Source organism: Methanoregula sp., from assembly GCF_052325125.1.
In the GTDB taxonomy this organism is placed as follows: domain Archaea; phylum Halobacteriota; class Methanomicrobia; order Methanomicrobiales; family Methanospirillaceae; genus Methanoregula.
In genome coordinates this window covers 55,596-77,772 of the sequence record NZ_JBKQWO010000023.1, presented here as the reverse complement: position 1 = coordinate 77,772, position 22,177 = coordinate 55,596, and the positions used below count along the sequence as shown (strand labels likewise).

Genomic DNA, 22,177 nt, shown 5'->3' with positions numbered 1-22,177 from the left:
TGGGCGACAAAGTTGAAAATCCCAGCCGTGGTTGGAATGCCGGTAATGTCTCCGCTGGAATCCGGGAGCAAACCGTCCGGCAATCCTGCAATCGTCCACGCGTAATTGCCTGTGCCGCCCGTGGCTTCCAATGGATGGCTGTAACCCACGCCCACGGTTCCGTCCGGCAACGGACTGGGGGTGACAATGGTGACGAATGAATTCGTGATCGTTAGGGTGAAGGTTTTGTTCGTTGTAACTCCGTTGTCGTCTCTCACCTCCACCTCAATGCTATTGGTTGTGGCGGCGGTCGGCATGCCACCGATGGCGCCGCTGCGGGTGTCGAACCCTAACCCATCTGGCAAACTGCCCGAGACGATGTCCCATGTGTAATTGCCTGAGCCCCGGTCGCCTCCAGCGTCACGCCATAGGACACACCCACTGTTCCGTCCGGCAACGGATTAGCCGTGGTAATGACAAGCGGTGCGACGACGGACAGGGTGAACTGCTGGGTTGCGGTCGTCCCGATCCTGTCCGTCACCTGCACTGTGAAGGTGGCTGTCGTCGCACTCGTGGGCGTGCGGGTGATGGCGCCGCTGTTCGCGTCCAAGCTCAACCCGTCGGGCAAACTGCCTGAAACGATGGACCACGCGTACGGCGGCGCCCCTCCTGTTGCGGCAAGAGTTTGATTGTAGGGCACGCTCACTGTCCCGTTCGGCAGTGGGCTGGGAGTGGTGATGGCAAGGGCCGGGAGGGGAACGAAAGAAACCGATACAATGGCGCTTGCCCTCGCCGTCATTTCACCAAGTCCAAGAAGAATCGCGTTATCGCCGTTACAGTCACAAGAAATTATATAACCGCCGGTGGCAAGGTATCCGTTGGTTGTCATCGTGGCCGATAACGAAGGAAAATGTGAAGTAGCTTCCATGTAGCTTCCAAACGTTGAGCTTGCAGAGTATTGGAACAGCGCGCCCGTATCGGCTGTGGTGCCGCCAGGGCAGGCGGCAGACATCTTTTCGTAATGGAGCATAAAAAATCGAGTCGCGCGATGGAAACGACATGAAGTAACGATCCCCGGGCCCCGGGAAGTTACCGGTTCCCGCTGCGTTGCCGTGATTTTTGATACATGCATCAGGGATGGTGCGTGGCGAAAATTTAAAAAAACAGAATTATTTAGCCGGAGCTTCCATTTCCGGTTTCTTCATCATCAATACGATAACTGCCAGTATAATTGTCAGGACACCGGCAATGATAAAACTGATTCCTGCCAGCTGAAGTACACGAATACTCGTAATTCCGCCAGCGAGCAGGGCGAGTCCGATCAAAATCAATAATATACCTGCTATGACTTTACTCATGGTAACCTCCTGATTAACCTGTAGCATCCCGGAACTTTCACCGGGGTAAAAGTTCAGGGGACAAGCTTCCAGACACGCTTAAGGACAATTCTGTTGATAATGATATGTCCAAGTTTTAATATTTGAAAAATGTGCGATGAACGTAACCAAAGACAAAAAAATAATCTCCCGGTAACATTTAGTTACCGCCGGTTGCTATCCCAATCATTGTCGTTTCGGGTACCCGGAGTACCATCTCTCCCGGGTAAACCGGGCCGGATATCCGGTATCTGCGCCTTTTCCCGTATCCCGGTTATGAGAAGGGCAATCAAGCCCCCATTCCCGATCGCCACGAGTGTTTCCCCGGCCACAGGTGTTCTTCAGTGTTTTTGAGGCGGAAGATAAACCCGGCCCCCTCCTTTTGCCCGGACTTCGATCTCCGCCAGGAGAGCTGACTGGCGGGAAAGAAAGGTCACCAGTTTGGGGCTGTCGTATCGTGACAAACGACATCGGCAGGGGGACACTGGAATAATGGCAGAACCTATCGGAAAGCAATTGTGCAAGAGCTGCTTTGCACAAATTACCTGGTATCATCATATCGCCCTGCTCAATAAGGTGAAGGATGCAAAAGAGCGTGAGTGGTATATCCGGCAGGCAATCCAAAACGGATGGAGCCGGAATGTGCTGGTGCACCAGATTGAAAGCGGGCTCCGCGTTGCTGTTGATGGCAGCGACTATCTCTTTTTCAGGAGCGACAACCGCATTAAAGGTGCCCGGGTGGAGTGCCACCCCCTTTCGGATCTCGATCTGCATAGCACCGGATCCCTGCTGCACTGATGGTAAAGGGCCGGACTGAACTGTGTGAAAGTGACCGGCCGCCGGTGACTGGCGCAAGGTTGATGAGACCCGTACAAAGCCGGGATTTACACAGGGTTGTTCCCAAATTTCATATCGATCCAGCTGGTGATCTTATCCCTCACGCGACGGAACCCAGCCCGGATTTCCTCATCGGACCCGGTGAATGCAGCAGGGTCGGGGAAACCCTGGTGGATCTCTTCTGTTGCCCCGGGGAAGAACGGGCACGCCTTCTGTGCAGAATCGCAGACTGTGACGACAGTCTCAATGCCCGACCCAAAGAACTCATCAATAAGTTTCGACCGGTGCCCGGAGATATCGATCCCGACCTCTTTCATCACGGCGATTGCCATCGGGTGCACCTGCCCCGGTTCGGTCCCGCCGCTGAACACCTCGTACCGGTCACCGTACTTTGCGTTCATGTATCCTTCTGCCATCTGGGAGCGGGCGGAGTTGTGGGTGCAGATAAACAGGATCTTCTTTTTCATGAGACTACCACATCATGTTTAATGCAGCGATGGATTGCATGCATTATCACGTTTTCCACCGTACCATTTCGTCTTCAGCCACAATGCTACGTTCACAAGGCCGATGAGCACCGGTACCTCGACAAGAGGCCCGATGACCGTTGCAAATGCCGCCAGTGATTCGATGCCAAAGACGGCGACGGCAACAGCTATCGCGAGCTCAAAGTTGTTTGAGGCTGCCGTAAACGAAAGCGTGGCCGACTTCTGGTAATCGATACCGAGACGATGCGCCATCCAGAAACTCGCAAAGAACATGATCACGAAGTAGCAGAGCAGCGGGATGGCGACCCGTACGACATCAAACGGCACATTGACGATATAACTGCCCTTCAGGGAGAACATCACGATGATCGTAAAGAGCAGGGCAACGAGCGTGATGGGGGATATCTTCGGAATAAAGACCTGCTCGTACCACGCCTTCGACTTGACGCGGAGCAACGCGAACCGCGTGACCATCCCGGCAATGAACGGGATACCCAGGTAGACAAAGACACTCCCCGCGATCTGGGTTATCGTGATCGAGACCGCAGAACCGGCCCCGATGCCAAGCAGCGGCGGCAGGAACGTGATGAAGAACCATGCATAAACGGAGTAGAAGAAGACTTGGAAGATCGAGTTCAGGCCCACGATCGCGGCGCAGTACTCGCAGTCCCCGAGCGCGAGATCGTTCCAGACGATCACCATTGCAATGCAGCGGGCGATCCCGACAAGGATCAGGCCGTACATCAGGAACGGCTGGTCGCGGAGGAAGACGACAGCAAGGACAAACATCAGGACCGGCCCGACAATCCAGTTCTGGACAAGCGACAGGCCGAGCACTTTTGTATCCCGGAATACTGTGTGCAGTTCCTCGTACCGCACTTTTGCAAGCGGCGGGTACATCATGAGGATAAGCCCGATGGCGATCGGGATCGATGTGGTCCCGACCGAGAGACCGGTGATCAGGTCCGGGACAGTGGGTGAAAAGTACCCGATGGCAATCCCCGCTGCCATCGCAAGGAAGATCCAGAGGGTGAGGTACCGGTCGAGAAACGAGAGTTTTGTCGTTGCCGTCATATCATGTTCACCGTATTACTTTTTGATTATCCTAGGATCGCATTAAACAGGTATCCTGTCATGGTGAAGGAGACGAACAGGATGACTGCAAAAATGGCGAGCAGTCTGATCTTGATCACTTTCCTGAGGATAACCATCTCCGGCAGCGAGAGGCCGATAACCGACATCATGAAGGCGAGAGCGGTTCCCATTGCCATGCCCTTTGCCGTGAGTACCTGCATGATCGGTATCATGCCCGCCGCGTTCGAGTAGAGCGGGATGCCGATCAGCACAGCGATCGGGACCGCCAGCGCGTTGCCCGGGCCCGCGATGTTCACAAGGAAATCTGCCGGGGCATACCCGTGAATGACCGCACCGATAGCGATACCGATGATGATATACGGTAACACTTTCAGCGTGATATCCCGGGATTCGCCTTTTGCAAACGTGAGCCGGTCCTTCCAGCTCATCGCTTTTTCAGCAAGATCGTGCAACTTACACTTCCAGACAAACTCCTCGACCTCGCTTTCGAGATGGAGGCGCCCGATGATGATGCCGGCGATTATCGCTATGATAAGGCCGGAGACAATGTAGATGAGCGCGATCTGCCAGCCGAACATCGCAAACAGCATGGCCGCAGCGATCTCGTTGATGAGCGGCGATGCGATCAGGAACGAGAACGTAATGCCGAGCGGCACACCGCTCTCGACAAACCCGATAAAGAGCGGCACGGCCGAACAGGAACAGAACGGTGTAGGGATCCCAAGAATGGCGGCTGCCACGTTGCCCACTCCTTCCGTTCGTCCAGCCACCCATTTCTTCACCCGCTGGGGCGTGATATAGGTCCGGACGATGGCGACCCCGAAGACGATAACGGCGAGCATGACCGTGACCTTGATGGTATCGTACACAAAGAAATTCACGGACGATGCAAGGGGGCTTCCCTGCACCAGTCCGAGGATGGAATAGGTCACCCAGTTGGCAAAGACCTGTAAATAGTCAAGCAAATTGTTATCCTCCGTTTATTTTCCGGTCAATAATTTTCTCCATGTCTTCGGCAAACTGCCGCACCCGTGCACCCGCTGCGGGGTTTACTCCGTTGATCGCATTCACGAGTTCCCGGATGTGGAGGAGCCCGGACAGTTCCTTGTCGCAGGTCCTGCCAAAACGGGGAGCCCGGCAGAAGTGACAGATCCGGAGGCCGTAGTGCTGGAGCTGTTCCGGGCCAAGCTGTGTCCCGAGCAGTTCCGCACTTGCCGCAACGGTCGAACCGCACGGCGATCCACGGATCACCTTTACGCTCTCGATGGTGCCATTGTCCTGCACCTTCACTTCAAACGAGGGGCGCCCGAATACTTTCGCATACTCGTTGATCTCCGGTACCCAGGTATCATCCTCCAGGGAGCACATCGTCACCGGTGCAACAATATTTTCATTGATGGCCTTTGCCTGCCGGAGAAATCCGGGGCCGAAACTGACCCCGAGGATCACCGGTTTTTGCTTCTCGATGATCGCGAGCGCAACGTCCGGATGACGGACATAGGAGATGTAGAGGTCGCATTCCGGGAGGTCAAGTTCGAGGTCGTCCGCAATCATGCTCTGCGGGAACGGCGCCGTGATCCATTCGGTCGGGAACCGTTCCTTTATTATTTCGAAAGCCCGATCGCCGAATTTTCCGTCAGATACTATGCCAATTTTCATACAGTTACTCCAAGCGCCCGGTACGCAGCCTTTTTGATCATCTCTGGAGGGATATCCTCGTACCGTTCATTATCGATCTCAAGGGCACGACAGCAGGTACTTTCCCCGGCAAGCGTACTGCAGGATGGGCAGTCGGTCGGGACGGCCACAGCAGCGAGCAGGTCATCGATCAATGTTCCGTTCATGCGAATCTCATTCGATTCCACAATCCGTGCCTTGTCAAGGAGTGTCTCCGTCAGGTTGATCTTCACTCCGGCAGGAGCAAACTCGCGCCGGAGTTCTTCAACTGTAGTTTGGAGCGATTCTCCCGTTTTCCCGCACCGTTTGCAGGTCGCATCTCCGACCGCGAAGTGTTTCCATTCAATCTCAAGACGCTTGTAGCGGGGAACGATCATGGCATTTGGCTCCCGTTGTCCATGACCGCACGGACCACTTTCTCGATCTCATCGTATTGAACTTCGCCCATCCCGTTCTTCTCGATGCCGAGTTCGGTTGCGATGATATGGCAATGGGGGGTGAGGCAGGATTTGGAAAGTTTCTTCGTGGCACAGCAGTCCGTGCAGCCATCAATCACGATCACCTGTTCCGCATCCCCGATCTCCGCTTCGAGCATCGCGGCAGACTGCTTTGCGTGCATCCAGACGTAATGGCCCGGTTTTCTCTGGAGCAGGACTTGGGCTGCCTGCGTGGTGAGTTTCCCGGTATTGGAAATGCCTGAGCAGGTGACAAGCGCGATGGTCATTCGCCTGCTCCCGTCACCGGTTCTGCGATCTCCTTCCGGTAATAGAGCTGGCAGTGACAGTGCCCGTCTTTTGCGATCTCGTCCTTATGGTAGATGCACGGGCAGATAATCGCCTTGTCTTTTTCCTTGTCTCCCGATCGGATCCGGCACGGGCAGTACCGTTCGCCAAACTTTTTTTCGTTGCGTGCCAGTCCTTTGATGACGGAATCCAGTACCTTTTTGTCCGGGTTCAGCACCCAGCCATTCTTCCGGGCATACTCCTCGGCCCATGCCCGGATCTCGTCTTCATCGGTCGTTTCCGGTCGCCCCTTATTGCATCAGCAGGTTCCGCCGCACCCGCAGCCGTTGTTCTTCCCGCCGGTTTTTTTGCCAGATTTCGCAGCCTCTTTCTTCCGGCCTTCGCCCTTCCAGCAGGCAGAGACAATATTCTCGATGTCCTCATTCGTGTAGGATTTTGAAGGCCCCTTGGTGATGCCAAGGTCAGTAATGACAAGGTGTTGTCCTATCGGCACATCGTGAGCACCTGCAATCTTCTGGGCGCAGAGCATCGGGCAGCCGTCAAGGATGACAACTTCATCGGCATTCATCGCGTTGGCGACAAGGTTCTCTGCACCGGTGGCAAGTAACGCAGCGCAGGCGATACTCCCGTAGCCTTCCTCGGTCAGCTGGAGCGCTGCAAGGTTGGTCAGCTGCCCAACATTCGCCTGTCCCGCACAGGGGAATATAATCCGTTTCGCTTCGTTTGATCCACACGAGCATGTTGGTTTTTCAGTCATGGTTTTACTCCGTTCAGCATTTCCTTGATCTCATTCACGTCCGGTATCCTGCCTTCCGCCCGCACTTCGCCGTTGATGAAGAGTGCCGGCGGGAGCATGACACCACGGCCGACAATTTCGGCAAGGTCTTCCACTTTAACGACATCAGCCGTGATCTTCAGATCCTTTACAGCCTGCTCGGCATTGGCAAAGAGCCGTTTGCACTTCGCACAGCCGGTTCCGAGTACTTCGATTTTTGTCATGGTATCACCCAAAAGTTTCCCGTATTCGCTTCATAGTTTCCCCGACATTTTGTGGTACTCTTCAAAGAGAGCCCGGGCATACTCATCCTCGACACTTCGTGGGATGTAATCGTACACCTTTATTCGCCTGATGAGTGCCGCCCGGATCTCCGGCTCGTTCTTCAGATCCTGCGTTTTTACTTCTGCAATACATTCATCGAATATGCAGATCCCGGTCGGAACGCCGTTGATGGGGATCTGCCGGATACGACGGAGAGCCTCGGCAGCGCAGCACGGTTTATTGTCGTTTCCCATCTCCCGTCTCCTGAAGTCTGATGTTTATTGGCATCTCAAATTTTGTTGAATTACTATGAACAAAGCGATGTTATATATCTTTGCATCTCAAATTATCTTGAGATGACACGAAAGGCCGCAACCTGCTGCGGGGAATCATCAAAGGAAGGGGACCTGCCAACGGAGATTCCGGAACAGATCCAGATGGAGCTCGACGCGATGGGGGGACTTCCGGCCCTGTCGAAGCGCATTCCCTCGAAAAAAGTCGTCGGTGAGAGAGGCAGAATCTATCAGGCACTTTCTGATCCGCACCGTCTTTCTATACTCTATATCATCAGGGATCAGCCGCTCTGTGTCTGCGTCATCAACCGGTTCATGTGCCTTTCAAGCTCGAAACTGTCTTATCACTTGAATATCCTGAAAGAGTGCGGTCTCATCGAAGGCGAGTACAGGGGCAACTGGATCATTTATTCCGTCACGGATCGCGGGCGCCGGTTGTTGCAGTGCACAGAGCACGCGGAACGAAAATAGGTTAAAGAGGGGATAGATTTCAGATTATACACCAAATTTACTCCAGTAAAGGAATTTTATTTTAATAAATTTCCAGACCATTCTGCATCTGGATACGAAGTATTGTCGGGACGATTTTTGCGATAATAACTATTTGAGATGGCTCTATTGACAATTTATTTATATCATATGCGATGAGGTATCTCCCATGACAAATTCAAAAAAAGTTGAGATACCTCAGGGAGTCTGGGATTTTCACGGGCACATCTGCCCATTCATGCCGATCGGGTACCGGATGGGACAGATTGCCATGCGGGAACTTAACGTCTCACATATCGGGGACCACGGGGCATTCGGTCTCTCCGAGATGGGCGTCGGGCACCCGCAGACCTGCATGATTGACGGTTTCATGGCTGTCACCGGCTGTACGTATGGCAAGCTCATGATGGAACGGCTCAACTACGGGAAAGTCGCGTGTCTTCTCGTGGTTCCGGGAAAGGGAGCGGTTCGTGTCTACCTGAAATCGGAGTTCCAGGATGCGCTGGGCAAAGAGGAATTTTTCGTCTACCGGAAGAAAGGTATCGAGCCCTCGCAGGTTCCGGCGGATGTAGTGAAGAAAGTCGTAGATATGGTTCTCGCGGCAACGGAGGCCGAGATGTTCATGGTGACAAAACTGCCTGACTTCACCTTCAGCCGCCCGAAAGGTTCCTTCGCGAAGACAAAATGCAGCAAATGCGGGGAATACGTTTTCGAGCGTTATGTGCGGATGGTGGACGGCGAGCCTGAGTGCATTCCCTGCTCAGGATATGACCAGACCTGGGTGAATGTCCTGAAAGGAACCCAATAAAAAGGTGCACGATGGACAGCACCATCCTGATTGCCATCTTTGCAGTTTTCATTGTCTCAATTATTTTTTCGATGTTCGGGCAGGGCGGGGGATCGCTCTATACGCCGATCCTTTTCCTCCTCGGCTACGCGACGCTCACTTCAATTTCCACGTCACTTGTCCTCAACCTGATCACCGCACTGGCAGCGTCGATCGTGTATTACCGGTCAAACCTTATCGATATCCAGTTCGCGCTCTGGTTCGTGCCGGGCATCTGCATCGGTGCATTTCTCGGCGGGGTTGCAGCCGCATACATCAATCCCGTTCTCCTGATGTGGCTGTTTGTCATCTTCCTCATTGGTGCCGGGGGACGGATGATCTACACGTACTGGGAGAAATCAGCGCCCGAGGGTTCCTGCCCGGTAACGTTTTCCCTCTGGATGTATGCTCTGATCGTGCTCTTCAGTTTCGTGGTCGGTATTATTTCCGGCCTGCTGGGTATTGGCGGCGGCATCCTGATCGTGCCGTTCCTGATATTCCTCTGCCGCTACCCTACCAAAAATTCCGCCGGCGTGGTCAGTTTTGTGGTCATCTTCTCATCCCTGTTCGGTGTGTTCGGGCACCTGACCAGCGGCGGTTTTAATATTCCCCTGATCATCGGTACCGTTATTGCGGTCGTTATCGGTGCAACAATCGGTGCGCGGAGCATGGTGAAGATCTCAAGCGGGTACATCAAGGCAGGTTTCGGGATAATCCTCTGGGTATTTGCGCTTCAGCTTATCCTCAAGCTGCTACAGAGTCACTAACATTTTTTCTCTGGTATGGCTGAAATGTCTTCCCCGTCCGGATCGCAGCAACCTTCGCTTGCCGCGATCTTTTTTGCATTTCTCCGGCTGGGAATCACGGCGTTCGGCGGCCCTGCTATGGTCACTTACATACGGAAGATGACGGTCGGGCAGAAAAGCTGGATTGATGGTGCGGTCTTTGACGAGGGGGTCGCGCTCTGCCAGGCCATCCCTGGCGCAACGGCCATGCAGGTTGTCGCGTATGCAGGTCTTCGCATCCGGGGTGCAGCCGGTGCCCTTGCGGCATTTGTGGGGTTTGGGCTTCCTGCATTTTTCCTGATGATGCTCCTCTCCGCACTCTATGTTTCCACGTCCGACCTCCCCCCGGTAAAAGCATTATTCCTCGCGTTGCAGGCGATCGTAGTGGCGCTGGTCGCATACGCGACGGTCTCATTCGGGCGTACGTCGCTCAAACAATGGGTCCATGTCCTCATTGCCGGGATTGCTGCGGTGCTCTTTATTGCCGGACTGAACCCGATTATTGTTATCGTCCTTGCTGCCCTGCTCGGGATCGTCATTCTCCCGGTCCCGGATAAAAAACAGGACGCCCCGGCCGGTACATTCCCCCGCCCGGAAAAATCATTGTTCATCCTGCTTGGTGCGGCTGCAGCCTTCTTTGCGGTACTGTACCTTCTCCAGCCTGATCTCTTCACCCTCGCCGCTACGATGGCAAGGATTGACCTGTTCGCGTTCGGCGGGGGATTTGCCTCGCTCCCCCTGATGTTCAACGAAGTTGTCACCGTGCATGCATGGCTGGACAGTGCAACCTTCATCAACGGGCTTGCTCTCGGCCAGGTGACACCGGGCCCGATCGTTATCACCGCAACGTTTGTCGGTTTTCTAACCTATGGGTTCTGGGGAGGGGTCGTTGCAACGATTGCGATTTTTACCCCTTCATTTCTTGTTGTGGTCGGGACGGTACCGTATTATGACTGGTTGCGCAGTTCGCAGACGTACCAGAGAATGTTCCAGGGAATCCTGTTCTCTTTTGTCGGTTTGCTCCTGAGCGTGACCATCAAGCTGGCGCTTGCAGTCCCATGGTCGTGGTTCCCCGGACTTCTTGCAGCAGGGGCCTTCCTCGCCCTCCTCCTGGGGGCTGAAATCCTCTGGGTTGTCGTTGCAGGGATCGGAATTGCAGCGGGTATGTTCGTCATTATGCACTGACTACACGTTGAATAACCGGCATCTTTCCGGGTTTTTGCGGGCAGAAGGACTTCATAAGAATAATATCTGCATCAAAGCATTTCCCGGCCTTGCCGGGCGTCAGGGGCATTGAGGTCCCGTGCAACGGGAAAGAGTGTGCATGGTTTTTTGATAATCATTGTGCCATAATCGGTATCGCAAAAGAATTATGACCGGGTCCGAAAAGGGGAACACCGAAAGGAACGACGGCTGATTGATCGTAAATAAATCATTACGAAGGGTTCTGATAAGTTGACGGACTTCTCGAATAAAATCAGGAAAACTTTGCAATGTTATGACGTATTGATTTTATAGGAATTATCCCCAGGTCCCGTTAAGTTATCAGCACCGCCTTCTTCAGGGGTGAAGATATAATTCCCCTCATCCGGCAGATGATCTGCAGGCAGAAATGCGGGGAACAGAACGAAAAAAATGATAAAGCGCTTATCACATGCCCGGCATCTGTCCGGTTGCGGGATTTCTGGACTGCGTGATCATCATATCATCGATACGGGCGAGCATGATCGCAGTCTCAGATGCACTCTTGATGGACTGGCGCTTGGACCGGAGCGGCTCAAGCACACCCTCCTCGAGCATATCGATGACCTCTCCGGTGTAGACGTTGAGGCCGGCCGTCTTCTCCCCCTTCGCGTGGGCGTTCTTGAGGGCGACCAGCTTGTCAATCGGGTTGTATCCGGAGTTCTCTGCAAGGGTACGGGGGATGGTCTCAAAGGCCGTCGCGTATCCCTCGATTGCCAGCTGTACCCGTCCTCCGACTGTCTCGGCATAATTTCGGATCTTCATTAAGAGCTCGGTCTCCACTGCACCGCCACCGACCACGTACGTGCCGTCTTCGATTGCATCCATAACTACGCGGGTGCCATCAACAACGGCACGCTCCAGCTCGTCAAGAAGATAGTCGCTCGTGCCCCGGAGCAGGATGGTGACGGTCTTTGGGTTCCTGCACCCGGAAATCCTTGTGATGTCCATATCGTTGTCCTCTTCGACAACCCCGGCATGCCCGAGATCCTTTGCCGTCAGGTCTTCCGGCTTGTTGACAATGTTTGCATTCAGCGCACGTGCTACGTACTTGAGATCCTTTTCAGGAACATCCTCAATGGCAAAAATGCCATTCTTTGCAAGGAAGAACTGGACCGGGTCTGCAATACCCTTCTGGCAGAGCACGACATTTGCGCCCGCGTTGATCACGGAATCAGCCAGTTTTTTTAAAGTATCCCGCTCCTGTTGGGAGAATGCAGAGACCTGCCCGGCGGTCGTAATTTTTATCTTGGCCTTCACCTGGGTCTTGGTGATCTCCATGGGGGCCGCAATAAGTGCAACGCTCGCCCCGGTGACCTTCTTTGGCATGCCTTCGGTTACCCGTTTCTTGTCAAGGATAATACCGCGGACGAGCTCGGAGTCATCCATTGACTTGCCCTTCTGCTTCTTGATCATCACGTCGTCTTCATCGGCAACGTATTTCCCATCGGTCTTTTCTGCAATGGCCATGACAGCATCCACGATGATGCCGTCAAGTATCACCTTGACCGATTCGATCGATTTCCCCGTGATCGCAGTGTCGGCGATCTTCATGAGCGTCTTTCTGTCAGCCGGGTCGACCTTGAACGAAAGGGAGTTTGTGATCAGGAGGGCTTTTTCCATGCCCAGGCGGTATCCCTGGGAGATAATGGTCGGGTGGATTCCCTGTTCGAGCAGTTGTTCTGCCTGTTCCATCAGGGCACCGGCAATGACAACTGCGGTCGTGGTCCCGTCTCCGACCTCGTCATCCTGGGTCATGGCGACTTCGACCATCATCTTTCCGCCGGGGTGCTGGACCGAGATCTCACTTAAGATTGTCGCGCCATCGTTGGTGATGACAATATCCCCCGTTGAGCCGACCAGCATCTTGTCCATGCCCCGGGGACCAAGGGTGGTCCGGACCGCGTTCGCTATTGCCTTTGCGGCCATAATATTCGAGTGCTGGGCTTCCTCGCCGCGGTTTCGGGTTGTTCCCTCTCTGAGAATAATAACTGGCTGTCCGCCAAGCTGTTGTGACATTTCAAACCTCACTGTTTTTTATTTTTGTTCCTGGTATTTCCGGGCATTGCCGGTCACACTCCCGGTCTGCCCCACCGGGTGCTCTTGCATTCATGACCGGTGATCACCCTTCTCTTTCGCATCACGGTTTATTCCGGAGGGATGTGGCCCCCCGGCCGGTGACACCGGTTCCCCTGCACACCGGTAACGGGCAAGAGTTGCTTTGTTGCCTCATATGTCTATCTGTAGCCCGGGTTATGGGATCCTGAGCCGGACACAGGTTGCCCTGCCACCAATACAAGGGCGGTCAGGTGCGGTCAGGTTTGTTTTTTAATGCAATTTCCCGGTTCTGTTTCGCCACGGTGTAACCCGGGTTGATGGCAATCGCTTTGTCAAAAGAAGCGAGAGCGTTTTGACGCTGACCGAGCCTGATGAATGCGTTTCCGCGGTTATTCCATACCCTGACGTCATGTGGGTTGATGGCGATCGCCTTGTCGTACGAGACGACTGCTTCTGAATGCCGATTGAGCCTGCCAAGCGCGTTTCCGCGTTTCCTCCACGCATCGGCAGAATCCGGGTGGATGACAATCACCTTATCGAACGATGCTATCGCTTCTGAATACCGGCCAAGACTGGCAAAATCAAGACCTTCGTTGTAATATTGTTCCTTGAAGTTTTCCATGATTTCCACCTTCTCAAAAAAGGTAATCGCCAGGGTGATTCATACCAGGGATACGCCCCGTTGAACGGCCCGGATCCTGGTAGAGGTTACCTGCTTTTTATGCAAAATCAGGCCGTCCGGACTGGATTTCTTCAAATGCGCAGGTGAGCCTGCTCTGCCCGGGCCTGACGGGTATTCCTTTCTTGTTTCTGCCGCCTCCCGAGGTGCCATAGCCTACCGGGGCGACGATGCAGTTCCTGCTCCCGCGCCGAATCTCAGGTTTCATCGTCCCGTCGGTCTGCATGATCATGTCCATGAGCGGCTCATCCCGGGTCCGGGGCCCGGTATCCCCTGCACAGATCCCGCTCCCCGCACTAACCGTGCTGCTGTCCTGCGGCTGCGGGGCTGTCCCGCCAGCGGCAACAGCGCCGGGCACGTGGGCACCTGTCCTCTGCATACAGGTGAGTTCCTGCAGGCTGCATTCTTCGGTTTGCCGGGACATCTCCGTTGTAATGGCCTTGAGATCCAGAAGTTCCTGCGTGAATTCCCTCACAAGCGCTTCCACCCCATTGACCTTTTTTTCAAGCGCTGCAACGCGGTTCCCGCCGGCATCACTACCAGAATTTTCCATACGTGTGAGTATCTTCTCCTTTTTGCCAGGTTCAAATCCGGGATACCTGTTCTTCGTATTCGGCGGCAACGCGATTTGCCTGTACTACCTGTTGGTGCGGCCCACCCCATATAGTAACAGGTACCCATCCAGCCGGTCAGGCGGATGCCTGAAGGGGCAAAGGGAAACCGGGCGGTCGCAAGGGAAATTTATGCGAGAAACCGTTTCACCTCCACCCCCGACATTGGGATTATCCGGACCGGGGGAAAGTCAGAGCATCCCGGTATCCTGTGGGGCAGGGAGAAAAATTCAATGCCGGCGCCGGGGAAGGATCCGGACAAACGTTTTTCAAACCATATCCTTATCCTCTCTCATCGCATTGAGAGAACTACAACCTTGAGGGATTTTCCATGGGAATCAAACCGTCATACATTAAAAATCTCGGTACCGCACTTCTGGCAAAGCAGCGGGAGTATTTTACGAACAACTTCGATGAGAACAAGAGACAGCTGGGAGCGTCGGCAATTATCGAAAGCAAGCGTGTCCGGAACCGCGTCGCCGGTTACATCACAAGAAGAATAAATGCAAAAAAACGCACATAATCCCCATCCCTGTTCACGGCAGTACGTATCCTGCCAGGTACCGTGGAACCGGCCACACACGAGCTCTTTTCGAGGGCTCATGTATACGAACGCAGGCATTTCCCTGTTCGATTGGAATAAAAACGTGGACCGGAAAATGATCCCTCTACCCGGTTTTTCCGCCGGGTCCTGATGGTGACCCGGGTCTCCTCTTCAGGATCCCCTGTACCCGACCTCATCCAATCCGGGCTCAATCCGGCCTCCGATTACTCCTTGGCAGATCAAAAAGAAGCCCGTATCGGGCTCCGTTTAAAAATAATCCCAAATTGGGCTTATTTTTGCAATCGGACGAAAAAAAATGTTCTCATAGACGCGTTTTGAGGGCAGTTTTCGGGGCCGGATGGGTTTTTGGCTGATGGTGAAAAAAGTGGCCGTTTTTGGGGCTTCTATGAAGCTCTAATGGGTGTTATATGGGGCTCAATTTGGGCGTATTTTGGCAAATGGGGGATAACCTGGGATCTGATTTTCGGGTGAAGGAATCGGACGGTTTTACGGGCGTATTTTGGGGGGTGCAGGGGAGGTCTCTCCTGCCATAGGTCGCCCCCGGCTGTAAAGGGGATTCCCCGGATATTGTCCGGTCCCCCCTCATAAAAAACAGGATAGTTTAGTCCGTATCTTTTTCGTCGAGATCGTGGAGGGCTTTCCCGATCAGGGGTTTTAAGACTCTGGAGATCTTCTTTTGCCACTTTCCAGACACTCATAGGATCTGTCCCGAAGTATTCGTGGATCAACTTGTCCCGCATGCCTGCCATATCGTTCCAGGGAACCTCCGGGTACCGGGACCGCGCGTGTGGAGGGATGTGCTTTGCCGCTTCACCGATAATTTCGATGCACTGGACTGTTGCAAAACAGGTTTTTTCATCGTCCCGAAACTCTTCGAATGTGATCCCTTTTGTAAAGCGTTCTATGCGGAGGATGTTCTCAGCAATATCTTAAAAAGATCCGGATATTTCTCTCTTGTTCCTTCACAGGAAGACCGCCTCTTTGAGGATGGCGTCCTTAAGCTCCCTCTCGGATATCTTCCCGGGGTACGACATCGACTTTGATGCCGATGAGTGCTGTGAGGTAATTTTCAAGGAAGACGAGTTTGAGGAGGCTGATGGTATCGGAAAATTCCACGAGCACGTCAACATCGTTGCCGCTATGGGTGTCGCCCCTCACGTACACGCCAAAGAGCCCGATCCGTTTAACCTTGTACCGGTCGCGGAGGATCTCCTTGTTGGCGCGGACCGCCAGGTATCACGCAGCTAAAAAATCGATCAGGCAACCGGGAATCCGTGAGAACCCTGAACGGGAAAAATAATGTACCTCCTGGTGCATACGGGATCCTGTGGTATTCTCTTCCACGCCCCAGACAGGAACAATCAACCGCCAGCTGAAGGTGATAGAGAACGGCTAATACTCTTGAAGGCTTAATCGAACGGCTCTCCGATGATAATGAAGGGACGCGGTGGAAGGCGGCGGAATCGCTGGGACGGTTGGGAGATCCCCGGGCCGTGGAGCCGCTGATCGACACCCTGTGGGATGACGATGCACGGGTGAGGCTGAAAGCTGCCTGGGCACTGGGCATGCTCGGGGATCCCCGGGCTCTTGGTCCCCTGCAGAAACTCTACCGGATCGAGAGGGAGGATGCGCGGGAGACCATCCAGGAAGCGATGGAGATGATCAGACAGGTGATGGCCGGCAATCTTGAATGAACGTGTGCGCACGGTGACCCCGTGGGCAGCGGGGGTCAATCGTCATTGCGGGGAAAAAGTCAGTTACCGCTTCGGTACATCTGAATATTTTTTTTAAAAGAAAATCCGAAAGGAACGGGAATCCTGCTTCGGGTGTCGGGTAACGACCTGCACAATTCCCTGCATGCCTGCCTATTCCATGGTAAAATAGGCGTATCCAATATGCGTGCCCATCTCAAAATCATGCCCGTTACCTATCCCGTTACCCGCCACGGCGACCCACTTCCCCCTTTCATCTCCGGGCGTGATGCTGCCCTCAAATACTATCCGGTTCACTGTGCCGTTGCCTGCCCTTATCGAGGCAGTACCCTCGCAACTACCACCCGCTTCCGTATCGTAGCCGGTCGGGGTTGTTCCGTCATCAGGCCTCATCTGTAAAATCAGATCTGTACCCACAGGAAGGCTCGTCGTTCCGGTTATCACATAATCTTCCCCGGCGTATATGACACCGAACGGGTCGAGTCGTATGACTCCGTCGGACGAGCCTGTTGCCGGCCGCGCTAAGCTTTTCTGCGGCGTTGGTGCAGGTGGTGTCATAATCGTAACTGTCGTCGTAACCGCAGGTGTTTCACTCTGCCGGGTACCTGTGGGTGTTACCAGGCCCTGCTGGTTGTGCGTCGAGTCCACGCAGCCGGCGATCGCAATGATCGCGATGGCGACGAGGATGACCGGGCATACGAGACCCGGTCCTGATCTCTGTTGGATTTTCATGATTTCTCCTGAACCGGTTTTGTGCGTCTCTTTCCTTTTCCCCGCCTCTTTTCCCTCATTTCAGATCCTTTGACATTTTTCATGGCTGTTCTTTTTAGCCGGCCGGATCCTTAATTAACGATATATTCGCGTTCTGTATCGGCCCCGGCGTTACCGGACTGGCCGCTTGTCCCATCCGGGTTTTCCAGGCTGAACGCGGCTATGAGCGCCTGATAGGCATCCTCCTGCTGAAGGGAGCCCGGGCCGCTGATAGTAAAGAGCATCATTGCGTTATTCGCTGAACCCGGGGACTGGAGCTCCACATTTGCTCCGTCCAGCATCAGCCGGAAACTGCCGTCCTTACCGGGATGTTCTATTATCAGCGAGTAGGTTCCCGGCGAGAGGGCCGGGGTGGCTGCACCTGCCGTGGAAAACGTCAGTTTACCCATGGCGTCTTCCGTTGCCGGCAGCCGTCCGACAAAGTGTTTTACCCCGGTATCATCCACCCGGAACGCCCAGACCGCGACATTCTGGGGTGCCGGAGAGGTCAGCAGCACCACTGCCGGTACTGCCAGCATACAGATGAGTGCAATGATATAAATCCCGGGCCCTATCTTCATCTTTACCGGCGGTGCGGCAGTAACGCTGTGGTTCGGGCACCAGCCCAGCCATTCATGAATAGTTTCCGATAAGCGTGTGAATGTCATACAATCGCCTTCACTTTTTCAAACAGTTCTTCTGCCATCGTTGTCGGATCGGCAGTTTTCTCAATTGTTAAGCCAAGTTCGTTTGCATAATCCCAGAGTAGTTCGATACATTCGGTGTACCGCTGGCACGAACCGCAGTCGCCGTCGTGCTCGTACCAGACCTGCATCCCGTGCTTTTCAGATACGAAGACGATCGCAGCGGTCTTGAAGGGAATTGACCGGCCGAGAAGGATGCCCCGCTCAGAATTGATCTTTTCTATCGCGATCTGGTTTGCCTGCGCCATCTCACGGAGTGCCGATTCTATCTTCCCGTCCATGACAAGAACGGCTTTGGACACGGCCTGCCGGGAGATTCCCAGCAGGTTCGCTATCGTGATATTCGGAGTTCCGCTGCGCCGCATCTTCCAGAACGCGAACTGTTTGTCGTTCATGGGCAGGATCATATTGTCAACATATGGATATTGACTATATAAATATTTGTGTGTTCTGTCCGGGTGTGCCAATGGCTGGCAGGATACCTGCTGGCCCATAGATCCGGCACTTTGGTATACCCTGTCCTTCCTCTCCCTCCCCCGCCATTTCCCATATAATCTCACGCCGGCCTGCCCTTCGGTCCACTCCGCCCGGGCAGTCCCACGGAGGCCGGGGGGTCTGGTGGTGATTCCTGGCTCCTGCTCTTGTGCCGGTACGAATCCCGGGTCTCCCGTTTTGAATTACGTTTACAGTAACTGTGGCATCGGTCATCCCTCCCGATCCCTGTCATGAAGAACATATTAAAAAAAAAAGAAAATGAACGGCAGATTTTGTAACCAACAGGCAGGTCTCTATACTCACAAGCCATCTATTCCCCCGGTTTGGTATGAAATAACACAAGAACGGGCTACCAGGACTATTTTCCTTAAAAAAGCCTCAAAAAATCATCATATCAGATTTATGAAAGGAGTTGAACACGTATGCAGAATACACCACCACACGATACAACGATGACCGGTACAAAAATGCAGGCGACAGCCCCCAAGAAATCGGAATCCGGAACGAGTGCGCACCCGTCAACGGTGGCACCGAACGTGATTTCCCCCCAGGCAAAACACGTGAAAGCGTTAAAACACGCGTCGCACAAGATCGGGTACCGCAAGGACCATCCAAAAGCAGGGGCCGGAATGGAAACCCCGTCCGCACCTGTCCTGAAATAACCATTCCTCCACTCATCACACATCCGGCCCATCCTTTTTTTTCGTTCTGCGGTTCACAAAAAAGGGTATGCACGGGCAGGTATGCCGGCCGGGGTATTCCTGAACATCGCCTGCAACCGGGACCCGGACCTTCGGATATCTCCTTCGTTCTCCGGGCTTCGCGTGGCGGGAACCTGCTCTTTTCCATCAGGAAACTCTGAACAGATTCCGGTATATTCTCCCTGTCGGCCATAAGAGACTCCCGGGAAGGGGGCAATAGCTCCGTTGTGCCCCGGCATCAGGTTTAACCCCTCACTCGTTTCATGTGGGTATATGCTTGAGGAGTTCTGCGAGCAAAACCACTGCGATCAATACGCCCCTTCCACGGGAGGGTCTTTTGCAAAGTGCCTGATGATGCAGAGAGAATTGTCCCGGGTTTCTTATTGTCCTCTCGGGAACGACAAAACCGGTCCCCCGGGTACAAAAAAATGAGGGGGATCCCCGGTCACGATCCCGGGGGGGGAGAGGGGTATTATCCCCCTGTCCCCGTCATCACTCCCGCCACCTGCTGCGCCTGTTGCCCGGCAGTACCGGTCCTGTCCCGGCGGTTCGCCGGTCGGAGGGATGGTAACCGGAGTCACGTCCTTGTACGGTTCCGGGAGGATTATGTCTTATTGATTGCGGATACACCAGGATCCGATCGGCCGTTCTGGACTTTCATATCTTCCAGCTTTAGCGCCGGGTGGCGGTACCGTCCCCGTCCCTTTGTCCCCCGCATGGAATGAAGGTCAATTGCTTCGACCGGGCAGAAGTGGAGACAGGCACAGCAGAACTCGCAGTGATGCTGCCAGGCCGGCCGGCCCTCTTCCATTTTGATATTGTTGACCGGGCAGACCATCGCACAGGTACCGCAGGAGGTGCAGGTGTCTGCGACCGAGAAATCTTTGTCCCCGGTATGGACGGCCCCGGCAAAGAACCGGTAGGTGGCGAAGTACATGAATGACGAGAATGGCGCGAAGCCGGGCGGGACATGTTCGCCTTTTTTTATCCGGCCGGCGATCTCTTTGAGACATTCGTCTGCCGAGGCAAGGATCGCGTCCCTCTCTTTACCTTCGGGGGGCCTGTGGACCGGTGGGAAATTGCCGGGCATCTTTACGGCAAACGCGGCATCAAGCGTGCGGCCGTTTTTCTCTTTCAGAATATGGTTGAGCTGGTGTAGCGCAGAGACCCCGGTCCCTCCCAGGGTGACGATAGCAAAGACGTACCGGGTGCCCACAAGGCCAAGGCGCCCGGCAAACCCTGCCACAATCACGGGAAGGCCGGTGTCATAGACCGGGCAGACAATCCCGACGCGTCCTGCAGAGGGGACGATGTCCCCGGTGGTATCTGCGAGCGGGGCAATGGGTACCAGCTCGCAGTCCCCAAGGTCAGCGGCGATCGTTTTTGCCGCGGCAAGCGAGTTGCCGGTGCCGGTGAAATAATAAATAACCGTCTTCATGATCCGTTACACCGCTTCCACGGTGACTGCCCCGACGCCCTGCTTGATCCTGAACGTGATCCGTGGGGCGTCCGGGCGTGTTGCCGTTGTTGTGTAGGTATCCCCGTTTACCATAAACCCCCGGACATCCGTGCTTCCCACGCCCCGGTGGATCACGAGCGTCGTGTTGCTGTCTTTTGGCAGGCGCAGGACCAGGTTCCCTACGCCATTCTTGATGGCCGCGTCGAAACTCCCGCCATGGTACCCGGTAAGATCGATCAGTGTTTCACCCACGCTGTTTTTGATCACCAGAGACGTAAGGCTGAGCTCGCCGAGGGCAAGCCGGGTCCGGCCGGCGTGATTTTTGATGTCAAGCGCAACCGGGACTTCGCGGCTGACCCGGATATCCCCGGTGTAGGCGTTCTCGTCCATGCTCCAGTCATGTGAGCACCACCACGAGGGGTGCCGGTTCCGGATCCAGACCCGTTTTGTTGTCCCGTCCATCGAGGAAGAGTACGTGAACCGGCCGGAGCAGCCCCCGGTACCGCCGGTCATGTTCACGAGGACCTGGCCGTCGGTCCCGCTCCCGAAGGTGAGCTCGCCGGCACCCACGCGTACCTGGAGGTCAAGTGCCGCTGCGCCGTCCCGGCCGATGGCCATTGTACTTGGTGCACCCTCGCAAGGCGAAAAGAACCCGGCATCTTTTTTTAGCGGGAGCTTTCCCTTGAGGTGCCGGACAGCCACGCGGCCGAAGAAATGCCCAAGCCACATATCTGCGGTAATGACAATGATCCCGGCAATAAAGATCCCCATGGAGACAAGCACCCCCGGTTCCGGGGAGAGGCGCCAGGGATGCCAGGGAAGGGAGAGCGCCAATCCCAGCAGTTTTGCGACGGCAAGGAGCAACAGGACCGCCCCGCCGCAGATCATGGCAAGGCCGGCGATAAAGACCAGGCTAAAGACTACGGCAAAGAGGATGAACGGTACGATCACCGCGGCGAAAGAAAGGCCGTGAAGGCGGGTCGTTGCCCGGGTCGCCTGCCAGATCGTGCCGGCGCTTTTCGTCTGTTCTGCCTTATGGATCAGGAACGCGGCCCGGATCTCCTTTGCCACGTCTTCGGGCGAGCCGAGCGCTGTGCAGAGTTCCTCTTCGGTCCGCCCTCTGGACTTCCCGATGGCAAAATGCCCGGCATATTCTTCCATGACCTCGTCGAGGTCCTCGCCCGTGACATACCCGGTGAGCCGGTCCCTGAGTATGTCGAGGTATTCTTTTTCAGTTGTCACCATGTGATTCACCCTCCAAAAGCGCATTGACAGATGCCGCAAAATGGATCCATTCATCGCGCTGCTCCTGTTCTTTTGTCCCTCCCGTGTCGGTCAGCCGGTAATATTTCCGGGGCGGGCCTTCACCGGATTCCTGCAGGTACGTGGTCACCAGGCCATCGTCTTTGAGCCGGTGGAGCAAAGGGTAGATGGTACCTTCTGCGATGTCGATTTTTTTCGAGATCTCGTCCACGAGCTCGTACCCGTAACAGTCTTTTCTGGCAAGCACGGAGAGCACGCAGATCTCGAGCACTCCTTTTTTGAACTGGATATTCATGGCATCCCCGATATGA

Annotated in this window: 31 protein-coding genes and 1 pseudogene; 9 read left to right on the top strand and 23 right to left on the bottom strand. The window is 54.7% G+C overall.

Features of this window, described 5'->3' with window-relative positions; all coding sequences use genetic code 11:
- The 3 genes from ACLQMU_RS06110 to ACLQMU_RS06100 form a co-directional block, all read right to left on the bottom strand.
- Positions 1-344: putative Ig domain-containing protein (locus ACLQMU_RS06110; RefSeq protein WP_443673609.1), on the bottom strand; the 344-nt coding region annotated here is incomplete at its 3' end.
- A complete protein-coding gene (locus tag ACLQMU_RS06105) occupies positions 329-868 on the bottom strand; it encodes an Ig domain-containing protein (RefSeq protein ID WP_443673608.1) in 540 nt (179 codons plus the stop codon). The genes ACLQMU_RS06105 and ACLQMU_RS06110, both read right to left, overlap by 16 nt.
- Before the next feature lie 280 nt (positions 869-1,148).
- Positions 1,149-1,337, bottom strand: a complete 189-nt coding sequence (locus ACLQMU_RS06100) for a hypothetical protein (protein ID WP_422149919.1) — start codon at positions 1,335-1,337, stop codon at positions 1,149-1,151.
- A gap of 510 nt (positions 1,338-1,847) precedes the next feature.
- Between ACLQMU_RS06100 and ACLQMU_RS06095 the strand changes: the two genes are divergently transcribed.
- The gene (locus ACLQMU_RS06095) at positions 1,848-2,153 is read left to right on the top strand and encodes a DUF1016 N-terminal domain-containing protein (protein WP_422149918.1); all 306 of its coding nucleotides are present in this window, start codon (positions 1,848-1,850) and stop codon (positions 2,151-2,153) included.
- Positions 2,154-2,239: 86 nt separating this feature from the next.
- On the opposite strand, the gene ACLQMU_RS06090 is transcribed toward ACLQMU_RS06095, so the two are convergent.
- From ACLQMU_RS06090 to ACLQMU_RS06045, 10 genes are read right to left on the bottom strand one after another with little or no spacing between them, the layout of a single operon-like run.
- Positions 2,240-2,659, bottom strand: a complete 420-nt coding sequence (locus ACLQMU_RS06090; protein WP_422149917.1) for an arsenate reductase ArsC — start codon at positions 2,657-2,659, stop codon at positions 2,240-2,242.
- 18 nt (positions 2,660-2,677) lie between these two features.
- Positions 2,678-3,754, bottom strand: a complete 1,077-nt coding sequence (arsB, locus tag ACLQMU_RS06085; RefSeq protein ID WP_422149916.1) for an ACR3 family arsenite efflux transporter — start codon at positions 3,752-3,754, stop codon at positions 2,678-2,680.
- 26 nt (positions 3,755-3,780) lie between these two features.
- Positions 3,781-4,740, bottom strand: coding sequence for a permease (locus ACLQMU_RS06080; protein WP_422149915.1), 960 nt, complete (start codon positions 4,738-4,740; stop codon positions 3,781-3,783).
- A 4-nt stretch (positions 4,741-4,744) separates the two neighbouring features.
- Entirely contained in the window at positions 4,745-5,434 is a 690-nt protein-coding gene (locus ACLQMU_RS06075) for a DUF166 family protein (protein WP_422149914.1), read from the bottom strand.
- A complete protein-coding gene (locus ACLQMU_RS06070; RefSeq protein WP_422149913.1) occupies positions 5,431-5,829 on the bottom strand; it encodes a DUF2703 domain-containing protein in 399 nt (132 codons plus the stop codon). Before ACLQMU_RS06070 ends, ACLQMU_RS06075 begins: the two co-directional genes overlap by 4 nt.
- The gene (locus tag ACLQMU_RS06065; protein WP_422149912.1) at positions 5,826-6,176 is read right to left on the bottom strand and encodes a putative zinc-binding protein; all 351 of its coding nucleotides are present in this window, start codon (positions 6,174-6,176) and stop codon (positions 5,826-5,828) included. Before ACLQMU_RS06065 ends, ACLQMU_RS06070 begins: the two co-directional genes overlap by 4 nt.
- Positions 6,173-6,454, bottom strand: coding sequence for a ferredoxin-thioredoxin reductase catalytic domain-containing protein (locus tag ACLQMU_RS06060; RefSeq protein WP_422149921.1), 282 nt, complete (start codon positions 6,452-6,454; stop codon positions 6,173-6,175). Before ACLQMU_RS06060 ends, ACLQMU_RS06065 begins: the two co-directional genes overlap by 4 nt.
- 39 nt (positions 6,455-6,493) lie before the next feature.
- The gene (locus ACLQMU_RS06055) at positions 6,494-6,952 is read right to left on the bottom strand and encodes a putative zinc-binding protein (protein ID WP_422149911.1); all 459 of its coding nucleotides are present in this window, start codon (positions 6,950-6,952) and stop codon (positions 6,494-6,496) included.
- Positions 6,949-7,194 (bottom strand): thioredoxin family protein, encoded by a 246-nt coding sequence (locus ACLQMU_RS06050; RefSeq protein WP_422149910.1) that lies wholly within the window; start codon positions 7,192-7,194, stop codon positions 6,949-6,951. Before ACLQMU_RS06050 ends, ACLQMU_RS06055 begins: the two co-directional genes overlap by 4 nt.
- 30 nt (positions 7,195-7,224) lie before the next feature.
- Entirely contained in the window at positions 7,225-7,488 is a 264-nt protein-coding gene (locus ACLQMU_RS06045; protein ID WP_422149909.1) for a hypothetical protein, read from the bottom strand.
- 102 nt (positions 7,489-7,590) lie between these two features.
- Here ACLQMU_RS06045 and ACLQMU_RS06040 point away from each other — a divergent pair, with 102 nt between their 5' ends.
- The 4 genes from ACLQMU_RS06040 (at position 7,591) to chrA (ending at position 10,812) form a co-directional block, all read left to right on the top strand.
- The gene (locus ACLQMU_RS06040) at positions 7,591-7,998 is read left to right on the top strand and encodes an ArsR/SmtB family transcription factor (RefSeq protein ID WP_422149908.1); all 408 of its coding nucleotides are present in this window, start codon (positions 7,591-7,593) and stop codon (positions 7,996-7,998) included.
- 187 nt (positions 7,999-8,185) lie between these two features.
- Positions 8,186-8,824 (top strand): FmdE family protein, encoded by a 639-nt coding sequence (locus tag ACLQMU_RS06035; RefSeq protein WP_422149907.1) that lies wholly within the window; start codon positions 8,186-8,188, stop codon positions 8,822-8,824.
- A gap of 11 nt (positions 8,825-8,835) precedes the next feature.
- Complete coding sequence (locus ACLQMU_RS06030; protein WP_422149906.1) at positions 8,836-9,609, top strand: sulfite exporter TauE/SafE family protein; 774 nt, start codon at positions 8,836-8,838, stop codon at positions 9,607-9,609.
- A gap of 24 nt (positions 9,610-9,633) precedes the next feature.
- Positions 9,634-10,812, top strand: coding sequence for a chromate efflux transporter (gene chrA / locus ACLQMU_RS06025; protein ID WP_443673607.1), 1,179 nt, complete (start codon positions 9,634-9,636; stop codon positions 10,810-10,812).
- Positions 10,813-11,277: 465 nt separating this feature from the next.
- On the opposite strand, the gene thsA is transcribed toward chrA, so the two are convergent.
- The 3 genes from thsA to ACLQMU_RS06010 all read right to left on the bottom strand — a co-directional run bounded on the left by thsA (position 11,278) and on the right by ACLQMU_RS06010 (position 14,159).
- Positions 11,278-12,888 (bottom strand): thermosome subunit alpha, encoded by a 1,611-nt coding sequence (gene thsA, locus ACLQMU_RS06020; protein ID WP_422149904.1) that lies wholly within the window; start codon positions 12,886-12,888, stop codon positions 11,278-11,280.
- 286 nt (positions 12,889-13,174) lie between these two features.
- A complete protein-coding gene (locus ACLQMU_RS06015) occupies positions 13,175-13,549 on the bottom strand; it encodes a tetratricopeptide repeat protein (protein WP_424039744.1) in 375 nt (124 codons plus the stop codon).
- A 97-nt stretch (positions 13,550-13,646) separates the two neighbouring features.
- A complete protein-coding gene (locus ACLQMU_RS06010) occupies positions 13,647-14,159 on the bottom strand; it encodes a hypothetical protein (protein ID WP_424039743.1) in 513 nt (170 codons plus the stop codon).
- Positions 14,160-14,548: 389 nt separating this feature from the next.
- Here ACLQMU_RS06010 and ACLQMU_RS06005 point away from each other — a divergent pair, with 389 nt between their 5' ends.
- The gene (locus ACLQMU_RS06005) at positions 14,549-14,740 is read left to right on the top strand and encodes a 30S ribosomal protein S17e (protein WP_422149901.1); all 192 of its coding nucleotides are present in this window, start codon (positions 14,549-14,551) and stop codon (positions 14,738-14,740) included.
- Between the two features lie 755 nt (positions 14,741-15,495).
- Here the strand turns inward: ACLQMU_RS06005 and ACLQMU_RS06000 are convergent.
- Positions 15,496-15,666, bottom strand: a pseudogene (locus tag ACLQMU_RS06000) (HepT-like ribonuclease domain-containing protein); the annotation flags it as partial.
- Between the two features lie 103 nt (positions 15,667-15,769).
- Here ACLQMU_RS06000 and ACLQMU_RS05995 point away from each other — a divergent pair.
- The gene (locus ACLQMU_RS05995; RefSeq protein WP_422149900.1) at positions 15,770-16,030 is read left to right on the top strand and encodes a hypothetical protein; all 261 of its coding nucleotides are present in this window, start codon (positions 15,770-15,772) and stop codon (positions 16,028-16,030) included.
- 164 nt (positions 16,031-16,194) lie between these two features.
- A complete protein-coding gene (locus tag ACLQMU_RS05990) occupies positions 16,195-16,476 on the top strand; it encodes a HEAT repeat domain-containing protein (protein WP_422149920.1) in 282 nt (93 codons plus the stop codon).
- Between the two features lie 171 nt (positions 16,477-16,647).
- On the opposite strand, the gene ACLQMU_RS05985 is transcribed toward ACLQMU_RS05990, so the two are convergent.
- From ACLQMU_RS05985 to ACLQMU_RS05975, 3 genes are all read right to left on the bottom strand, one after another.
- Positions 16,648-17,226 carry a hypothetical protein gene (locus ACLQMU_RS05985; protein WP_422149899.1) on the bottom strand — a complete coding sequence of 193 codons (579 nt, stop codon included), beginning with the start codon at positions 17,224-17,226 and terminating at the stop codon, positions 16,648-16,650.
- Between the two features lie 110 nt (positions 17,227-17,336).
- Positions 17,337-17,912 (bottom strand): hypothetical protein, encoded by a 576-nt coding sequence (locus ACLQMU_RS05980; RefSeq protein WP_422149898.1) that lies wholly within the window; start codon positions 17,910-17,912, stop codon positions 17,337-17,339.
- A complete protein-coding gene (locus tag ACLQMU_RS05975; protein ID WP_422149897.1) occupies positions 17,909-18,355 on the bottom strand; it encodes a hypothetical protein in 447 nt (148 codons plus the stop codon). The genes ACLQMU_RS05980 and ACLQMU_RS05975 overlap by 4 nt, the downstream gene beginning before the upstream one ends.
- A gap of 510 nt (positions 18,356-18,865) precedes the next feature.
- Between ACLQMU_RS05975 and ACLQMU_RS05970 the strand changes: the two genes are divergently transcribed.
- The gene (locus ACLQMU_RS05970; protein ID WP_422149896.1) at positions 18,866-19,105 is read left to right on the top strand and encodes a hypothetical protein; all 240 of its coding nucleotides are present in this window, start codon (positions 18,866-18,868) and stop codon (positions 19,103-19,105) included.
- Positions 19,106-19,748: 643 nt separating this feature from the next.
- On the opposite strand, the gene ACLQMU_RS05965 is transcribed toward ACLQMU_RS05970, so the two are convergent.
- Genes ACLQMU_RS05965 through ACLQMU_RS05955 form a run of 3 tightly spaced genes read right to left on the bottom strand, consistent with a single transcriptional unit; the run spans position 19,749 to position 22,161 of the window.
- On the bottom strand, positions 19,749-20,582 hold the full coding sequence (locus tag ACLQMU_RS05965) for an EFR1 family ferrodoxin (RefSeq protein ID WP_422149895.1): 834 nt from the start codon (positions 20,580-20,582) through the stop codon (positions 19,749-19,751).
- 6 nt (positions 20,583-20,588) lie between these two features.
- Positions 20,589-21,848, bottom strand: coding sequence for a DUF1700 domain-containing protein (locus ACLQMU_RS05960; RefSeq protein WP_422149894.1), 1,260 nt, complete (start codon positions 21,846-21,848; stop codon positions 20,589-20,591).
- Positions 21,835-22,161, bottom strand: a complete 327-nt coding sequence (locus tag ACLQMU_RS05955) for a PadR family transcriptional regulator (protein WP_422149893.1) — start codon at positions 22,159-22,161, stop codon at positions 21,835-21,837. Before ACLQMU_RS05955 ends, ACLQMU_RS05960 begins: the two co-directional genes overlap by 14 nt.
- Between the last annotated feature and the right edge of the window lie 16 nt (positions 22,162-22,177).

What these genes read in the sequence shown, in the direction of transcription:
- ACLQMU_RS06055 (WP_422149911.1), bottom strand. Translation starts at nt 6,952, where the DNA reads ATGACTGAAAAACCAACATGCTCGTGTGGATCAAACGAAGCGAAACGG.
- ACLQMU_RS05980 (WP_422149898.1), bottom strand. Translation starts at nt 17,912, where the DNA reads ATGACATTCACACGCTTATCGGAAACTATTCATGAATGGCTGGGCTGG.
- ACLQMU_RS06035 (WP_422149907.1), top strand. Translation starts at nt 8,186, where the DNA reads ATGACAAATTCAAAAAAAGTTGAGATACCTCAGGGAGTCTGGGATTTT.
- ACLQMU_RS06090 (WP_422149917.1), bottom strand. Translation starts at nt 2,659, where the DNA reads ATGAAAAAGAAGATCCTGTTTATCTGCACCCACAACTCCGCCCGCTCC.
- ACLQMU_RS06040 (WP_422149908.1), top strand. Translation starts at nt 7,591, where the DNA reads ATGACACGAAAGGCCGCAACCTGCTGCGGGGAATCATCAAAGGAAGGG.
- ACLQMU_RS05955 (WP_422149893.1), bottom strand. Translation starts at nt 22,161, where the DNA reads ATGAATATCCAGTTCAAAAAAGGAGTGCTCGAGATCTGCGTGCTCTCC.
- ACLQMU_RS06005 (WP_422149901.1), top strand. Translation starts at nt 14,549, where the DNA reads ATGGGAATCAAACCGTCATACATTAAAAATCTCGGTACCGCACTTCTG.
- ACLQMU_RS05965 (WP_422149895.1), bottom strand. Translation starts at nt 20,582, where the DNA reads ATGAAGACGGTTATTTATTATTTCACCGGCACCGGCAACTCGCTTGCC.
- ACLQMU_RS06095 (WP_422149918.1), top strand. Translation starts at nt 1,848, where the DNA reads ATGGCAGAACCTATCGGAAAGCAATTGTGCAAGAGCTGCTTTGCACAA.
- ACLQMU_RS06015 (WP_424039744.1), bottom strand. Translation starts at nt 13,549, where the DNA reads ATGGAAAACTTCAAGGAACAATATTACAACGAAGGTCTTGATTTTGCC.
- ACLQMU_RS05985 (WP_422149899.1), bottom strand. Translation starts at nt 17,226, where the DNA reads ATGAAAATCCAACAGAGATCAGGACCGGGTCTCGTATGCCCGGTCATC.
- ACLQMU_RS06045 (WP_422149909.1), bottom strand. Translation starts at nt 7,488, where the DNA reads ATGGGAAACGACAATAAACCGTGCTGCGCTGCCGAGGCTCTCCGTCGT.
- ACLQMU_RS06070 (WP_422149913.1), bottom strand. Translation starts at nt 5,829, where the DNA reads ATGATCGTTCCCCGCTACAAGCGTCTTGAGATTGAATGGAAACACTTC.
- ACLQMU_RS06065 (WP_422149912.1), bottom strand. Translation starts at nt 6,176, where the DNA reads ATGACCATCGCGCTTGTCACCTGCTCAGGCATTTCCAATACCGGGAAA.
- ACLQMU_RS06030 (WP_422149906.1), top strand. Translation starts at nt 8,836, where the DNA reads ATGGACAGCACCATCCTGATTGCCATCTTTGCAGTTTTCATTGTCTCA.
- ACLQMU_RS06075 (WP_422149914.1), bottom strand. Translation starts at nt 5,434, where the DNA reads ATGAAAATTGGCATAGTATCTGACGGAAAATTCGGCGATCGGGCTTTC.
- ACLQMU_RS05970 (WP_422149896.1), top strand. Translation starts at nt 18,866, where the DNA reads ATGCAGAATACACCACCACACGATACAACGATGACCGGTACAAAAATG.
- chrA (WP_443673607.1), top strand. Translation starts at nt 9,634, where the DNA reads ATGTCTTCCCCGTCCGGATCGCAGCAACCTTCGCTTGCCGCGATCTTT.
- ACLQMU_RS05995 (WP_422149900.1), top strand. Translation starts at nt 15,770, where the DNA reads ATGGCGTCCTTAAGCTCCCTCTCGGATATCTTCCCGGGGTACGACATC.
- arsB (WP_422149916.1), bottom strand. Translation starts at nt 3,754, where the DNA reads ATGACGGCAACGACAAAACTCTCGTTTCTCGACCGGTACCTCACCCTC.
- ACLQMU_RS06105 (WP_443673608.1), bottom strand. Translation starts at nt 868, where the DNA reads ATGACAACCAACGGATACCTTGCCACCGGCGGTTATATAATTTCTTGT.
- ACLQMU_RS05960 (WP_422149894.1), bottom strand. Translation starts at nt 21,848, where the DNA reads ATGGTGACAACTGAAAAAGAATACCTCGACATACTCAGGGACCGGCTC.
- ACLQMU_RS06100 (WP_422149919.1), bottom strand. Translation starts at nt 1,337, where the DNA reads ATGAGTAAAGTCATAGCAGGTATATTATTGATTTTGATCGGACTCGCC.
- ACLQMU_RS05975 (WP_422149897.1), bottom strand. Translation starts at nt 18,355, where the DNA reads ATGATCCTGCCCATGAACGACAAACAGTTCGCGTTCTGGAAGATGCGG.
- ACLQMU_RS06050 (WP_422149910.1), bottom strand. Translation starts at nt 7,194, where the DNA reads ATGACAAAAATCGAAGTACTCGGAACCGGCTGTGCGAAGTGCAAACGG.
- thsA (WP_422149904.1), bottom strand. Translation starts at nt 12,888, where the DNA reads ATGTCACAACAGCTTGGCGGACAGCCAGTTATTATTCTCAGAGAGGGA.
- ACLQMU_RS06010 (WP_424039743.1), bottom strand. Translation starts at nt 14,159, where the DNA reads ATGGAAAATTCTGGTAGTGATGCCGGCGGGAACCGCGTTGCAGCGCTT.